The following is a 15,022-nucleotide window of genomic DNA, read 5'->3' on the forward strand; positions in this document are numbered from 1 at the left end:
AGAGGTTCTGGCTCTCGCGGGACATCGCCACGGGCAGGCGGATCGGATGTCGAATGCGGGGAAGGGCGTCACGACGACCGCGCCGAGGTGACCCCGGTCGCGAGCGCGCGTCCGTCCCGGAGATCAGGCGCCATCGGCCTCGACAGTCCGGCGAACCGCAGTCATCGTTGACTTGTAGGCGTCGAAGCAATGCCTGTGCCAATTTTGACGCCAATCAAAAGATCATCGATTTCAATCGATTACGTTTGGACGTCCGGGCCGCGGCTGCTTGAAAGGGCTGATTTGCTGCCCTGGTGCTCATGGAACAATCGCGCCATGCCCACTTTGTGTGCGGCGCACACAAAGTGGGCGAATCGCAAATTTTGGATGCGGCCTTCTGCCTCTGATGGATTTGCTGTGTGCAGTTAAACGATTGAATTTACTTGTAAATTCAAAATTGATGCGTTGGCACGAAGCTTGAAAGAGCATTCGCGACGCCATCGATGCCGTCCGCGCAATCCTCATCCGAATCGTGACGCTGCCCCTTCCGAGGCCACCTCGGAACACGCGCCTTCGTGCGTGGCGCAGCGACCCGCAACGGACGGCCTTTTCACCCATCGAGCGCTCTTCAGACAAAGGACGACAGCACTCATGACGAAGACTGCCAATCCTGCTCGCCGCAACGGCTTCAGCCGTCGTCAGCTTCTCAAGGCGGGCGCCGGCACGGCTGCGCTGCTAGCAGCCGCGAAGCTGAACTTGCCGGGCGGAGCGTTCGCCCAGGGGGCGGGGCCGGAAGTCGCCAGCGCCAAGCTCGGCTTCATCGCGCTCAGCGATGCCGGTCCGCTGTTCGTGGCCAAGGACAAGGGCATCTTCGCCAAATACGGCATGCCCGACGTCGACGTACAGAAGCAGGCCTCGTGGGGCACCACGCGCGACAATCTCGTGCTCGGCTCTGAAGGCAACGGCATCGACGGCGCGCACATCCTGACCCCGATGCCGTACCTGATCTCCTCGGGCAAGGTGACGCAGAACAACCAGCCGACGCCGATGTACATTCTGGCGCGGCTCAATCTCGATGCGCAGTGCATCTCGGTCGGCAAGGAATATGCGGACCTCAAGCTCGGCCTCGATACCGCGCCGTTCAAAGCCGCGCTGGAGAAGAAGAAGGCCTCCGGCAAGTCCGTGAAGGCCGCGATGACCTTCCCGGGCGGCACCCACGATCTCTGGATCCGCTACTGGCTCGCCGCCGGCGGCATCGATCCCGACAAGGACATCGAGACCATCGTGGTGCCGCCGCCGCAGATGGTGGCCAACATGAAGGTCGGCACCATGGACTGCTTCTGCGTCGGCGAGCCGTGGAATGCGCAGCTCGTCAACCAGGGTATCGGCTACACCGCCGTCACGACGGGCGAGATCTGGAACAAGCATCCCGAAAAATCCTTCGCGATGCGCGCCGCCTTTGTCGACAAATATCCGAAGGCCGCGAAAGCGTTGACGATGGCGGTGATGGAAGCGCAGCAGTGGGCCGACAAGATGGAGAACAAGCAGGAGCTTGCGACCATCATGGCCAAGCGGCAGTGGATGAATTGCCCGGTCGAGGACGTCGCCGGACGCACGGCCGGCAAGTTCGACTACGGTACCGGCAAGGTCGTCGACAACTCGCCGCACATCATGAAGTATTGGCGCGACTTCGCGTCCTATCCATTCCAGAGCCACGATCTCTGGTTCATCACCGAGGACATCCGGTGGGGCAAGTATGAGGCTGGCTTCGACGCCAAGTCGCTGATCGCCAAGGTCAACCGCGAGGACATCTGGCGCGAGGCCGCCAAGGAGATGAACGTCGCAGCCGCCGAGATTCCGACCTCCAAGTCGCGCGGCAAGGAGACCTTCTTCGACGGCAAGGTGTTCGATCCGGAAGATCCCGCCGCCTACCTGAAGTCGCTGTCGATCAAGCGCGTCGACGCCTGATCAGGACCTCCCGCTGCGCGCGCAAGGCGCGCGGCCTCTCTCATTGCACGGAGAAAGATTTCCGATGTCCATGCCAGCGTTGACCAACGATAGCGCTCCCCAGGTCGTGCCGACCGCGGCGGCGTCCACCTCGGCGTCCATCGTGACCATGACGCCCAAGCAGGCGCCGAAAGCCGAACGCTATGGAAAGATGGCCCGCGAGGCCGCGGTGCGCGTGGTGCCGCCGTTGATCGTGCTGGCGCTGTTCCTGCTGATTTGGGAGCTGGTCTGCCGCCGGGCCGGCTCGGCGCTGCCGCCGCCCTCCCGGGTGTTCAGCGATACCCGCGAGCTGATCTTCGATCCGTTCTTCGATCATGGCGGCATCGACAAGGGACTGTTCTGGCATCTCGAGGCCAGCCTGCGCCGCGTCGCCTTCGGCTACGCGATTGCTGCCGTCGTCGGCGTCGGTGTCGGCACGCTGATCGGCCAGTCGGTGTGGGCCATGCGCGGCCTCGATCCGATCTTCCAGGTGCTGCGCACGATCCCGCCGCTCGCCTGGCTGCCGCTGTCGCTGGCGGCGTTCCGCGACGGCCAGCCGTCGGCGATCTTCGTCATCTTCATCACCTCGGTATGGCCGATCATCATCAACACCGCGGTCGGCATCCGCAACATTCCGCAGGACTATCGCAACGTCGCCGCGGTGGTGCAGCTCAATCCGCTGGAGTTCTTCGCCAAGATCATGATTCCGGCGGCCGCGCCCTACATCTTCACCGGCCTGCGCATCGGCATCGGCCTGTCGTGGCTCGCGATCGTCGCGGCCGAGATGCTGATCGGCGGCGTCGGCATCGGTTTCTTCATCTGGGACGCGTGGAATTCCTCGCATATCAGCGAGATCATCCTGGCGCTGTTCTATGTCGGCATCATCGGCTTCGTGCTCGACCGCCTGATTGCGGTCGTCGGCAAGATCGTCACCCGCGGCACCGCGACGAATTGAGAGGTAGAGATCATGGCCTATCTGAAGCTCGACCACGTCGACAAGACCTTCACCCGCGGCACCGCCACCACCGAAGTGCTGAAGGACATCAACCTCTCGATCAACAAGGGCGAATACGTCTCGATCATCGGCCATTCCGGCTGCGGCAAGTCGACGATGCTCAACATCGTTGCGGGGCTCACCACGGCCACGACCGGCGGCGTGCTGCTGGAGGAGCGCGAAGTCAATTCGCCGGGACCCGACCGCGCCGTGGTGTTCCAGAACCACAGCCTGCTGCCCTGGCTGACGGTCTACGAGAACGTGCGGCTCGGCGTCGACAAGGTGTTCGCCAAGACCAAGACCCGCGCCGAGCGCGACGCCTGGACCATGCACAATCTGAACCTGGTGCAGATGGCCCATGCCAAGGACAAGCGGCCCAACGAGGTCTCCGGCGGCATGAAGCAGCGCGTCGGCATTGCCCGTGCGCTCGCCATGGAGCCGAAAGTGCTGCTGCTCGACGAGCCGTTCGGCGCGCTCGACGCGCTGACGCGGGCGCATCTGCAGGACTCGGTGATGGCGCTGCACCAGAAGCTCGGCAATACCATCCTGATGATCACGCACGATGTCGACGAGGCGGTGCTGCTGTCCGACCGCATCGTGATGATGACCAACGGCCCGAGCGCGCATATCGGCGAGGTGCTCGAGGTCGCCCTGCCGCGGCCGCGCAAGCGGCTCGAGCTGGCGACCAACGCCACCTACGTCAAGTGTCGCCAGCGCGTGCTGGAGTTCCTGTATGAGCGGCATCGCTACGTCGAGGCGGCGTGACGATTGGAAAGCGGAGAGCGCATCGAACCGCTCTCCGCGTCGGGCAACTAACGGGTTCTCGTTTCCATCATAAGGATTTCCCATGACGCCGTCTCAGATCGCATTGGTTCAGAATAGCTTTGCCAGGGTCGCGCCGATCTCCGATCAGGCCGCGACCATCTTCTACGATCGGCTGTTCGAGGTCGCGCCGCAGGTGCGCGCGATGTTTCCCGACGATCTCACCGAGCAGCGCAAGAAGCTGATGGCGACCTTGGCGGTCGTCGTCAATGGATTGACGAATCTGCCCGCGATCCTGCCGGCGGCAAGCGCGCTCGCCAAGCGCCACGTCGATTACGGCGCCAAGCCGGAGCACTATCCGGTGGTCGGCGCCGCGCTGCTGTGGACCCTCGAGAAGGGACTTGGCGACGGCTGGACGCCCGATGTCGCCGATGCCTGGACCGCGGCCTACGGCACGCTGTCCGGCTACATGATCGCGGAAGCCCATGGCAAGGCGCAGGCGGCGGAGTAGGCGCTTTGAGTGAACCGCTCGTCATCGTCGGCAACGGCATGGCTGCCGCAAAGCTGGTCGAGGAATTGTCGCAGACTGCGCTCGGCCGCTACGCGATCGCCGTCATCGGCGAGGAGCCGCGGCTCGCCTACAACCGCGTGCTGCTGTCGTCGGTGCTGGCCGGCGAGGCCGCGTCCCACGAGATCGAGCTCAAGCCGGCGGCCTGGTGGCGCGAGCGCGGGGTAACGTTGAAATACGGTGCGCGCGTCACCGCCATCGATGTCGGCCGTCGCGAACTGCGGATCGAGAACGACGAGAACGTGGCGTTCTCGCGCCTGGTCCTCGCCACCGGCTCGCTGCCGCTGCGGCTGCCGGTGCCGGGCGCCGATCTGCCGGGTGTGCACACATTCCGCGACAGCCGGGACACGGACGTGCTTCTGGCGCTGGCGGCGAAGAAGGGGTGCGTGGTGGTCGTCGGCGGCGGGCTGCTCGGGCTGGAAGCGGCCTATGGCCTGGCGCGTGCCGGCGCCAGGGTGACGCTGTTGCATCTGATGGACCGGCTGATGGAGCGGCAGCTCGATGCGCCGGCCGCCGCGTTGCTCAAGTCGCTGGTGGCGCGCAAGGGCATCGAGGTTCTGCTCAATGCCAGCACCGCGGCCATCCATGGCGATGGTCGCGTCGAAGGAGTCGAGCTGGCCGATGGGCGGCGCCTTGCCACCGACGCCGTGGTCTTCGCGGCCGGCATCCGGCCGAATGTGACACTGGCGAAGGAGGCGGGGCTCGCGGTCAATCGCGGCATCGTCGTCGACGACGCGATGCAGACCTCGGCGCCCGGCATTTTCGCGCTCGGCGAATGCGCCGAGCACCGTGGCACTTGTTATGGGCTGGTCGAACCTGCTTATGAGCAGGCGCGGGTGCTGGCGCGGCATCTCGCCGGCCGCCAGGCGGCCTATGGCGGCAGTGTCGTCTCGACCAATCTGAAGGTGTCGGGTGTGTCGGTGTTCTCGGCCGGCGACTTCATGGGCGCCGAGGGCAGCGAGGCGATCGTGCTCAACGACGCCAGGCGGGGCATCTACAAGAAGCTCGTCATCGCCGAGGGACGCCTCACCGGCGCCGTGCTGATCGGTGAGACTCAGGACGCGTTGTGGTATCGCGACCTGATCCGGAGCCGCGAACCGGTCGCAGCGATCCGGACAGCGATGATGTTCGGCCGCGCGGGGGCGCGGCCGCAGGCAGCGTGAGAAGGGGCCACGCACGACGATGACGACGCTCGATCCGAAGCTGCCGATGGTGCGCACCGCCTGTCCTTATTGTGGCGTCGGTTGCGGCGTGCTCGCCACGCCCGACGGTCGCGGCGGCGCGGCGATCTCCGGGGATCCTTCGCATCCGGCCAATCTCGGCCGGCTCTGCTCCAAGGGCTCGGCGCTCGGCGAGACGCTCGGGCTGGAGAGCCGGCTGCTGTACCCGATGATCCGCTGCAAGGGCGGAATGCAGCGGGTGGCCTGGAGCGATGCGCTCGATCACGTCGCGACCCGGCTGAAGCACATCGTCGCCCGCGACGGCGAGGATGCAGTGGCGTTCTATCTCTCCGGCCAGATGCTGACCGAGGACTACTACGTCGCCAACAAGCTGATGAAGGGCTTTCTCGGCTCGGCCAATGTCGACACCAATTCGCGGCTGTGCATGGCCTCGTCGGTCGCCGGCCACCGCCGTGCCTTCGGCGCCGACACCGTGCCCGGCACCTATGAGGATCTCGATCAGGCCGATCTGCTGGTCTTCGTCGGCAGCAACGCCGCCTGGTGCCACCCGGTGCTGTACCAGCGCATGCTGGCCAACAAGCAGGCGCGCGGCGCCAGGTTCGTGGTCATCGATCCACGTCGCACCGACACGTCGAGCGAAGCCGATCTGTTCCTGGGATTGAAGCCCGGCGCGGATGCGGCGCTGTTCTCCGGCCTGCTGGTGCATCTCGCCGACAGCGGTGCGCTCGATCACGACTACATCAACGCTCACACCGGCGGCTTCGACGAGACCCTGGCCCGCGCCCGGAGCCTCGCCGGCAGCGCCGCGGCGACCGCGCTCGCCACCGGCCTGTCCGAGGTCGACGTCGCCGCCTTCTTCAAGCTGTTCCGCGATACTCCCAAGGTCGTCACCCTCTATTCGCAGGGCGTCAACCAGTCGGCGCAGGGCACCGACAAGGTCAACGCGATCCTCAACTGCCATCTTGCGACCGCGCGCATCGGCAAGCTGGGCATGGGGCCGTTCTCGCTGACCGGCCAACCCAATGCGATGGGCGGCCGCGAGGTCGGCGGGCTCGCCAACCAGCTCGCGGCCCACATGGGCTTCACGCCGCCGGACATCGACCGCGTCCGCCGCTTCTGGAAGGCCAAGGACATCGCCACCCATGAGGGTCTCAAGGCGGTGCAGATGTTCGAGGCGATCGCGCGCGGCGAGATCAAGGCGCTGTGGGTGATCGGCACCAACCCCGCGGTGTCGCTGCCGGACGCCGATCTGGTCCGCGCCGCGCTCAAGAAGCTCGAGCTGCTCGTCGTGTCCGAGAACGTCCGCTCCAACGACACCGTCGATGCTGGCGTCCACGTGCTGCTGCCGGCGCAGGCCTGGGGCGAGAAATCGGGCACGGTCACCAACTCCGAGCGCCGCATCTCGCGCCAGCGCGCCTTCCTTGCGCCGGCCGGCGAGGCCATGCCGGACTGGTGGATCCTGAGCGAGGTCGGCAAACGGCTCGGCCACGCGGGCGCCTTCAATTACAACTCTGCGGCGGACGTGTTCCGCGAGCACGCGGCGTTGTCGGCGTTCGAGAACGACGGCACGCGCGACTTCGACATCGGCGCGCTGGCGACGCTCACCGACGACGAATACGACGCGATGGCGCCGGTGCAATGGCCGGCGCGCGCGGGCAGGCCGCCCGAGCCGCGCTTTTTCGCCGAAGGCGCCTTCTTCACCAACGATCGCAAAGCGCGCTTCGTCGCGCCGGAGGTGCCGGCGCTGCGCGGCGAGACCACCGCCGCCCGCCCGCTGCGCCTGAACACCGGTCGCATCCGCGACCAGTGGCACACGATGACGCGCACCGGCTTGAGCCCGCGGCTATCAGCGCATCTGCCGGAGCCGTTCGTCGAGGTGCACCCGGATGACGCGCTGCGCTATGGCCTGATGCATGACGGTTTCGCCAAGGTCACGACCGAGCACGGCCAGTGCATCCTCAAGGTCGTCGTCAGCGAGCGCCAGCAGCGCGGCATGCTGTTCGCGCCGATCCATTGGAGCGCCACCAACTCATCGCATGGCCGCGTCGGCGCGCTGGTCGCCTCCTACACCGATCCGTTCTCCGGCCAGCCCGAGGCCAAGGCGACCCCGGCTGCGATCAGTTCTTATGAGTACGTATTCCGCGGCTTCATCCTGTCGCGCAACGAGCTCACGCTGCCGTCCAACCTGTGGTGGGCGCGCGCGACGGTGCAGGGCGGCTTCGGCTATCTGTTCGCCGACAACGGCGATCTGTCGCGCTGGCCGGCCTGGTTCAAGGCGCGCGCCACCGACGATGTCACGGACTACATGGATGTCGGCGGCGGCGTCTATCGCGCCGCGTCGTTCGCCGACGATCGCATCGAAACCTGTTTGTTCGTCGGCCCCGGCCATGATGCTGGCGACTGGAACGTCGTGAAGACGATGTTCGCCGCCGACCGCCTCGACGACGACCAGCGTCGCACGCTGCTGTCCGGCCGCGCGCCCGACGGCGTCGGCGGCGGCCCGATCGTCTGCGCCTGCTTCGGCGTCGGCCGCGACACCATCTGCGATGCGATCACGGCAGGTGCGCGCACGCCCGCCGCCATCGGCGCGCAGCTCAAGGCCGGCACCAATTGCGGCTCGTGCATTCCGGAGATGAAGCGGCTGATCGCGCAGACGGCCACGGACGCCCCGCCCATCGCGGCGGCGAGCTAGCCGAGAACACTGTCGTTCCGGGGCGAGGCCAACGGCCTCGAACCCGGAATCTCGACATGGTGGAAATGAAACAGCGCAAGACAAGCTCGGGATTCCGGGTTCGACGCTGACGCGTCGCCCCGGAATGACGTGGGTGTGGAAGCGTGTCAGATGCCTTGAGCAGGGAGGGCACCCAATCGACGCCGTGCGCCTCATCCACTATGCTCCCGCGCATGAAGCACAAGACATTCGGAACCGGCGGCGGCGGCGTCTCCGTCATCGGGCAGGGCACTTGGTATCTCGACCACGCCGATCGCCGCCGCGCCATCGCCACGCTGCGGCGCGGCCTGGATCTCGGCATGAGCCACATCGACACCGCCGAGATGTATGGCGATGCCGAGCTCGTCATCGCCGAGGCCATCGCCGGCCGACGCGACGAGGTGTTCCTGGTGTCGAAGGTGCTGCCGAGCAACGCCTCGCGCAAGGGCACCGTCACCGCCTGCGAGCGCTCGCTGCAGCGGCTGAAGACCGACCGGCTCGACTGCTATCTCCTGCACTGGCCGGGCTCCTATCCACTCGCGGAGACGGTGGCGGCGTTCGAGGAGCTCAAGGCGGCCGGCAAGATCGCGTCCTGGGGCGTCAGCAATTTCGACGTCGACGATCTCGACGAACTGCTGGAGGTCGCAGGCGAGGGCAAGATCGCCTGCAACCAGGTGCTCTATCATCTGCAGGAGCGCGCCATCGAGCATGCCGTCATCCCGTGGTGCGGCCAGCATGGTGTTGCCGTGGTCGCCTACTCGCCGTTCGGCCATGACGACTTTCCGGAACGCCGCGGCGCCGGCGGCGAGGTGCTGCAGCGGATCGCGGAGCAGCATGGTGCAACGCCGCGCCAGGTCGCGCTGGCCTTCCTGACGCGGGCGTCGTCGCTGTTCGCGATCCCCAAGGCGTCGCGGCCCGAGCATGCCGAGCAGAATGCGGCGGCCGGCGACATCGAGCTCACCGCGGCCGAGATCGCCGCGATCGATCGCGCCTTTCCGCGCGGGCCGAAGCCGCGTGGCCTGCCCATGCTGTAATGCAGCATCACGGAAAATTACGGATGTTTGCTACCCCGGCGCGTAGCAACGCATAAGTGCTGCCCGCTTCGATGGGTTGTCGCGGCGTCGCGATTGGCGTCTTGTCGGCACTCACCGAATCGTCCTGTTTCCAAACTTCCGAGTTCGACCGTGACCCCGCCACCGAGTGCGGCCGCCGCCGCGCGCCTCGACGACGTGCCGACATCCGTGCAGGAGAAGCCGCAGGCCACGCGCAAGCGCGCGCCCGCGCGCGCCGACCGGCCGTTCCGCGGCATCGCGCTGATCCTACTGTCGACCGTGTTCCTCGGCACCTCGGACGTCACCGCGAAGTATCTGTCGAAGACGCTGCCCTCGATCGAGATCACCTGGATCCGCTTCGTGGTATTCGCAGCGATCATGGTGCCGGCGATGATCCCGGGCTCGCCGCTGTTCGCGATGCGCACCGAGCAGCTCAAGTTCCAGCTGCTGCGCGGCGTTGCGCTGCTCGGCTCGTCGCTGATGTTCATCACCGGTTTACGCTATCTGCCGATCGCCGAGGCCTCCGCGACCGGCTTCGTCGCGCCGCTGTTCGTCACCGCGCTGTCAATCATCTTCCTCAGCGAGAAGGTCGGCCTGCGCCGCTGGGTCGCAACCGCGGTCGGGCTGTGCGGCGTGCTGATCATCCTCCGCCCCGGCACCGGCGCGTTCCATCTTGCCGCGCTGTTCCCGATCGTCTCGGCGTTCGCCTGGGCCTGCACGCTGATCATGACGCGGATGATGAGCGGCCGCGAGCACGCCATCACCATCATGACCTATTCCTCGATTGCCGGCGTCTGCGTGCTCACGGCAATCGTGCCGTTCGTATGGACCACGCCGTCCTGGCAGGACATCGGCTTCGGCGTGCTGGTCGGCGTCGCCTCGACCATGGGGCAGTGGATCGTGGTGCTGGCATTCCGCTATGCCGACGCCTCGGTGCTGGCGCCGTTCTCCTACACCCAGCTCCTGTGGGTCAGCATCCTCGGCTTCCTGGTGTTCGGCGAGGTGCCGGACGTCTGGACCATCGTCGGCGCCGCCTTCATCGTCTCCAGCGGCCTCTACACCGCCCATCGCGAGCGCGTCCGCCGCTCGCAACTGCTCCAGGTCGCCGGCGAGAGCTCGCCGAATCCGTGAGCCATCGGTCGCACGCCCCCGGGCCATTACCGGGGAGCGACTTTTTGGGTGGATGCGTTGCGTGTCCGCTACACCTGCGATCAAACGCGTAACGCACTGATTTCAAACAAGAAACAGGAGCGCCGTCGATCTCGGCGGGCGCCGTGCGCCTGCTAGGTCTTGGATTGCATCACGGGTGCAGAGCAAGATCGGGGGATTGCGTGCGGAGGCGGGTCGAAACGGCGGTGTGTCGGACGGCGCGGGCCGTGTGGGGCGCGCTGGGGCTCATGCTCGGGCTCTGTGGGCTCGGGCTGACGACGTCGGCGCTGGCCCAGACCGACTACACCTGGGGCGGCACCGGCTCGTCCACCGCGACCTCCGACTACAATCTCTCGACCAACTGGGAGAGCCCGCCGGCCGGCGCGCCGCCGGCATCGAGCGGCCAGGAGGCGCTGTTCGGCGCCACCGGCGCATCGACCATCACGGTCACCGCGCCGATCAATCCGGATTCCTGGATCTTCCTCAGCAACGCCCAGTCCTATTCGATTGGCGGCGCCGACGTGAATTTCGGCGTCGCCGGCTCCGGCTGGGGCTTCATCAACAACGCCAATTCCGGCCAGACGATCACGATCGGCAACAATCTCGGCGAGACCGTTGCCGGCGTGCGCGCCGAGCTGCTCGGCAACAGCACCACCATCCTGCTCGGCACCAACTCCTATTCCGGCGGCACCTTCATCGGCAGCGTCGCGACGCTGCAACTCGGCGACGCCACCCACACCGCCCGCATCATCGGCGACGTTTCGAATTTCGGCATCTTCAACATCGTCAGGGCCGACACCTCCGGCATCACCTCGCTCACCAATAACGGCGGCACCACCAACTTCCTCGGCGCGAGCTCCGCCGGTGCGATGACGATCGTGAACCAGTCGATCGCCACGACCGCGTTCGGCGTCGCCGGCGGCACCGACACGGCCACGGCGGGGAACGCCGTGATCACCAACCATCAGGGCCGCACGCTGTTCAACGCCAACACCAGCGCCGGCAATGCGACGATCACGAACGATACGTTCAGCCTGCTGGCGTTCGTCAATGCCGCCACGGCCGCCAATGCGGTCATCACCAATGGCGGCAATTCGTACGTGATGTTCGGGATCGGCTTCGGCAGCGACACCCCGTCGGCCGGCAATGCCACCATCATCAACAACATGAACGGCCAGGTCCAGTTCAACGCCCATTCCACCGCGGCGAACGCGACCGTCACCACCAATGACGGCGGATCGACGCTGTTCTTCGATCACGCCAGCGCCGGCTCCGCCACGATCATCACCAATGATGGCGGCCGCACCCGCTTCCTCGACAATACGACCGGCGGCACCGCCCAGTTCGTCACCAATGGCACCGGCGTGGTCGATTTCTCCGGTAGCATGGGTGTCAATGGCGACGGCCGCATCACCGCCGGCTCGCTGGCGGGCTCCGGCAACTACTACATCGGCGCCTTCAACACACTGGTGGTCGGCGGCAACAATCTCTCCACCGAGGTCTCCGGCGTGATCGGCGACACCGATCCTTGCGGGTGCGGCACCATCGGCCCAGGCTCGCTGACCAAGGTCGGCAGCGGCAAGCTGACATTGTCCGGCATCAACACTTACACCGGCACGACCACGGTCGATGGCGGCATCCTCGCCGTCAACGGCGCCATCGCCGGCAGCAGCGTCACCGTGAATGCCGGCGGGACGCTCGGCGGCAACGGCATCGTCGGCAGCACGCTGGTCAATGGCGGCGCGCTCGCGCCGGGCAATTCGATCGGGCTGCTCACCGTGCAGGGCAGCCTCGTGTTCACGGCGGCCGCGAGCTACATGGTCGAGGTGTCGCCGGCCAATGCCGACCGGGTCAACGTGACGGGCACCGCGACGCTCGGCGGCGCGACCGTGCAGGCGAGTTTCGCGCCCGGCAGCTATGTCAACAAGCAGTACACGATCGTCAACGCCGCCGGCGGCATCAGCGGCACCTTCAACACGCTGATCAACACCAACCTGCCAGCCAACTTCTCTTCGAGCCTGAGCTACGACGCCAACAAGGTCTATCTGAACCTGACGCTCGGCACGGCCGGGACCAACACCAACCAGCAGAACGTCACGGATACCACGACCGGCTATTTCAACCGCACCGGCGGCATCCCGCTCGCTTTCGGCGCGCTGACCCCAGCCGGCCTGACGCAGGCGTCCGGCGAGATCGCCACCGCCTCGCAGCAGGCGATGTTCGACTCGATGAAGATCTTCCTTGGCCTGATGACCGATCCCTTTGTCGCCGGGCGCAGCGCGAACGCATCTAGTCCGGCAGCGGCGTTCGCCGACGCAGGGCAGGGCGCTTCGCCTCGCGATGCCTTCGCGCGCATGCCGGTGAAGGCCACACCGGCCCAGCGCTTCGATGAGCGCTGGAGCACCTGGGCGGCGCCGTTTGGTGGCGGTTCGTTCGCCGACGGCAATGCCGCGCTCGGCTCGAACAACGCCACCATCCGCGAGGTCGGCTTCGCCGCGGGCGCCGATTACATCGTGTCGCCGAACTGGCTGGCCGGCTTCGCGCTGTCGGGCGGCGGCACCAGCTTCGGCGTCAATGGCGGCGGCAGCGGCCGCTCCGACCTGTTCCAGGCCGGCGCCTTCGCCCGCTATCGCAGTGGTCCGGACTATCTCTCCGCGGCGCTCGCCTATGGCTGGCACGACGTGACCACCGACCGCACCGTGACCGTCGCCGGCGTCGACCAGCTCCGCGCCCGCTTCGATGCGTCGGCCTATTCGGCCCGCCTCGAGGCCGGCCGCCGCTATGCCACGCCGTGGGGCGGGATCACGCCCTATCTCGGCGGCCAGGCGACGGCTTACGTGCTGCCGTCCTATGCCGAGCAGGTGCTCTCCGGCGCGGGCACCTTCGCGCTGAGCTATGCCGGCAAGACCGTGACGGATGCGCGCACCGAGCTCGGCGCGCGCGTCGACCGGTCGTTTGCGCTCGCCGACGGCGTGCTGTCGCTGCGCGGCCGCGCCGCCTGGGCGCACAATTTCAACCCCGATCGCACCATGACCGCGGGCTTCCAGGCGCTGCCGGGCACGAGCTTCGTCGTCAACGGCGCCGCGCAGTCGCGCGACCTCGCGCTCACCACCGCCTCGGCCGAAGTCGCCTGGCGCAACGGCTGGTCGGCGGCCGCGACCTTCGAAGGCGAGTTCTCGTCCATCAGCCGCTCCTACGCCGGCAAGGGCGTGGTGCGCTACAGTTGGTGATTGCGCGACGTCGTGTGGCTTGGAGCCGGCGTGCACCGATGCTAGGGGTGCGCTGAGCAACAAGAACAACAGGGAGCACGACGCCATGATCAACCTGACGCCCGAGACCGTCCTGCCCGACGACGGCACCAGCGGCACGCTGGTTGGCCGGGTCTGGCGCCCTGACGTGGACGGACCGGCCGTGGTCGCGGTGCGCGATGACGGTGTTTATGACGTCACCTCGGCTTTCCCCACCGTCAGCGCGCTGTGCGAGCAGGATGATCCGGCGACGGCGCTGCGCGGCATGGGCGGGCAGCGCATCGGCGACCTCGCCGCCATCCTCGCCAACACCCCGCCGGATCGCCGCGATCCGGCCAAGCCGTGGCTGCTGGCGCCGGTCGACCTGCAGGTCCTGAAGGCGGCCGGCGTCACCTTCGCGATCTCGATGCTGGAGCGCGTCATCGAGGAGCGGGCGCGCGGCAATCCGGCCTCGGCCGAGGCGATCCGGAAAGAGGTGGTGCGTCTGGTCGGCGACGATTTCTCCAAGCTCAAGCCCGGCTCCGACCAGGCGATGCACCTCAAGCAGGTGCTGATCGAGCAGAACGCCTGGAGCCAATATCTCGAGGTCGGCATCGGCCCCGATGCCGAGGTCTTCACCAAGGCGCCGACTTTGTCGTCGGTGGGGACCGGCATGGATGCCGGGCTGCATCCGAAATCGACCTGGAACAATCCGGAGCCGGAGGTCGTGCTGGCGGTGTCGAGCCGCGGCCGGATCGTCGGCGCCATGCTCGGCAATGACGTCAACCTGCGCGACTTCGAGGGCCGCTCGGCGCTGCTGCTGTCGAAAGCCAAGGACAACAACGCCTCCTGCGCCATCGGCCCCTTGCTGCGCCTGTTCGACAAGACCTTCACGCTGGATGACGTCCGCAAGATGGACGTGGCGCTGAACGTGACCGGCAGCGACGGCTTCGTGCTCGACGGCCATTCCTCCATCAGCAAGATCAGCCGCGATCCGACCGACCTCGTCGCCCAGACCATCGGTGCCGTGCATCAATATCCCGACGGCTTCGCGCTGTTCCTCGGCACGATGTTCGCACCCGTCAAGGATCGCGACGCGCCGGGCCAGGGGTTCACCCACAAGCGCGACGACATCGTCACCATCTCGGCGCCCCAACTCGGCCGTCTCGTCAACCGTATGCGCAATAGCGACGAATGCGAGCCGTGGACCTTCGGCGTGGGTGCGCTGATGCGGAGCCTGGCGCGGCGCAAGCTGATCTGAGGCACGCAGCCTCCACACCCACGATGTCATTCCGGGGCGCGCGACAGCGCGAACCCGGTATCCATACGCCGCAGCGCTCGTGAGGCAGACGGCCTGAGTTACGATCGCGCTCCATCACGCAGGCTGGTGGTTATGGACTCCGGGCTCGCTCGC

At 66.8% G+C, this 15,022-nt stretch carries 10 protein-coding genes; all 10 read left to right on the top strand.

Annotated features, from left to right (window positions below; genetic code table 11):
* Positions 1–630 precede the first annotated feature (630 nt).
* The 10 genes from QX041_RS01630 (at position 631) to QX041_RS01675 (ending at position 14,869) form a co-directional block, all read left to right on the top strand.
* Complete coding sequence (locus QX041_RS01630; protein ID WP_315715729.1) at positions 631–1,947, top strand: CmpA/NrtA family ABC transporter substrate-binding protein; 1,317 nt, start codon at positions 631–633, stop codon at positions 1,945–1,947.
* Between the two features lie 64 nt (positions 1,948–2,011).
* On the top strand, positions 2,012–2,920 hold the full coding sequence (ntrB, locus tag QX041_RS01635; RefSeq protein ID WP_315715730.1) for a nitrate ABC transporter permease: 909 nt from the start codon (positions 2,012–2,014) through the stop codon (positions 2,918–2,920).
* A gap of 9 nt (positions 2,921–2,929) precedes the next feature.
* On the top strand, positions 2,930–3,724 hold the full coding sequence (locus QX041_RS01640; RefSeq protein ID WP_315715819.1) for an ABC transporter ATP-binding protein: 795 nt from the start codon (positions 2,930–2,932) through the stop codon (positions 3,722–3,724).
* Positions 3,725–3,806: 82 nt separating this feature from the next.
* Positions 3,807–4,232 carry a globin family protein gene (locus QX041_RS01645; RefSeq protein WP_315715731.1) on the top strand — a complete coding sequence of 142 codons (426 nt, stop codon included), beginning with the start codon at positions 3,807–3,809 and terminating at the stop codon, positions 4,230–4,232.
* A gap of 5 nt (positions 4,233–4,237) precedes the next feature.
* Positions 4,238–5,452 (top strand): NAD(P)/FAD-dependent oxidoreductase, encoded by a 1,215-nt coding sequence (locus QX041_RS01650; RefSeq protein ID WP_409977925.1) that lies wholly within the window; start codon positions 4,238–4,240, stop codon positions 5,450–5,452.
* A 19-nt stretch (positions 5,453–5,471) separates the two neighbouring features.
* A complete protein-coding gene (locus QX041_RS01655) occupies positions 5,472–8,162 on the top strand; it encodes a molybdopterin-dependent oxidoreductase (protein ID WP_315715732.1) in 2,691 nt (896 codons plus the stop codon).
* 212 nt (positions 8,163–8,374) lie between these two features.
* Positions 8,375–9,214 (top strand): aldo/keto reductase, encoded by an 840-nt coding sequence (locus QX041_RS01660; protein WP_315715733.1) that lies wholly within the window; start codon positions 8,375–8,377, stop codon positions 9,212–9,214.
* 195 nt (positions 9,215–9,409) lie between these two features.
* Positions 9,410–10,363 carry a DMT family transporter gene (locus tag QX041_RS01665; RefSeq protein ID WP_315715821.1) on the top strand — a complete coding sequence of 318 codons (954 nt, stop codon included), beginning with the start codon at positions 9,410–9,412 and terminating at the stop codon, positions 10,361–10,363.
* Positions 10,364–10,608: 245 nt separating this feature from the next.
* Positions 10,609–13,611 carry an autotransporter domain-containing protein gene (locus QX041_RS01670; protein ID WP_316164335.1) on the top strand — a complete coding sequence of 1,001 codons (3,003 nt, stop codon included), beginning with the start codon at positions 10,609–10,611 and terminating at the stop codon, positions 13,609–13,611.
* 85 nt (positions 13,612–13,696) lie between these two features.
* Entirely contained in the window at positions 13,697–14,869 is a 1,173-nt protein-coding gene (locus QX041_RS01675) for a fumarylacetoacetate hydrolase family protein (RefSeq protein WP_315715735.1), read from the top strand.
* Positions 14,870–15,022 lie beyond the last annotated feature (153 nt).

The sequence above is a fragment of the Bradyrhizobium sp. SZCCHNRI2009 genome, assembly GCF_032485115.1.
Lineage (GTDB): Bacteria > Pseudomonadota > Alphaproteobacteria > Rhizobiales > Xanthobacteraceae > Bradyrhizobium.

Excerpts from the sequence above, each read along its gene's own strand:
- QX041_RS01630 (WP_315715729.1), top strand. The coding sequence starts at position 631 with ATGACGAAGACTGCCAATCCTGCTCGCCGCAACGGCTTCAGCCGTCGT.
- ntrB (WP_315715730.1), top strand. The coding sequence starts at position 2,012 with ATGTCCATGCCAGCGTTGACCAACGATAGCGCTCCCCAGGTCGTGCCG.
- QX041_RS01645 (WP_315715731.1), top strand. The coding sequence starts at position 3,807 with ATGACGCCGTCTCAGATCGCATTGGTTCAGAATAGCTTTGCCAGGGTC.
- QX041_RS01655 (WP_315715732.1), top strand. The coding sequence starts at position 5,472 with ATGACGACGCTCGATCCGAAGCTGCCGATGGTGCGCACCGCCTGTCCT.
- QX041_RS01660 (WP_315715733.1), top strand. The coding sequence starts at position 8,375 with ATGAAGCACAAGACATTCGGAACCGGCGGCGGCGGCGTCTCCGTCATC.
- QX041_RS01675 (WP_315715735.1), top strand. The coding sequence starts at position 13,697 with ATGATCAACCTGACGCCCGAGACCGTCCTGCCCGACGACGGCACCAGC.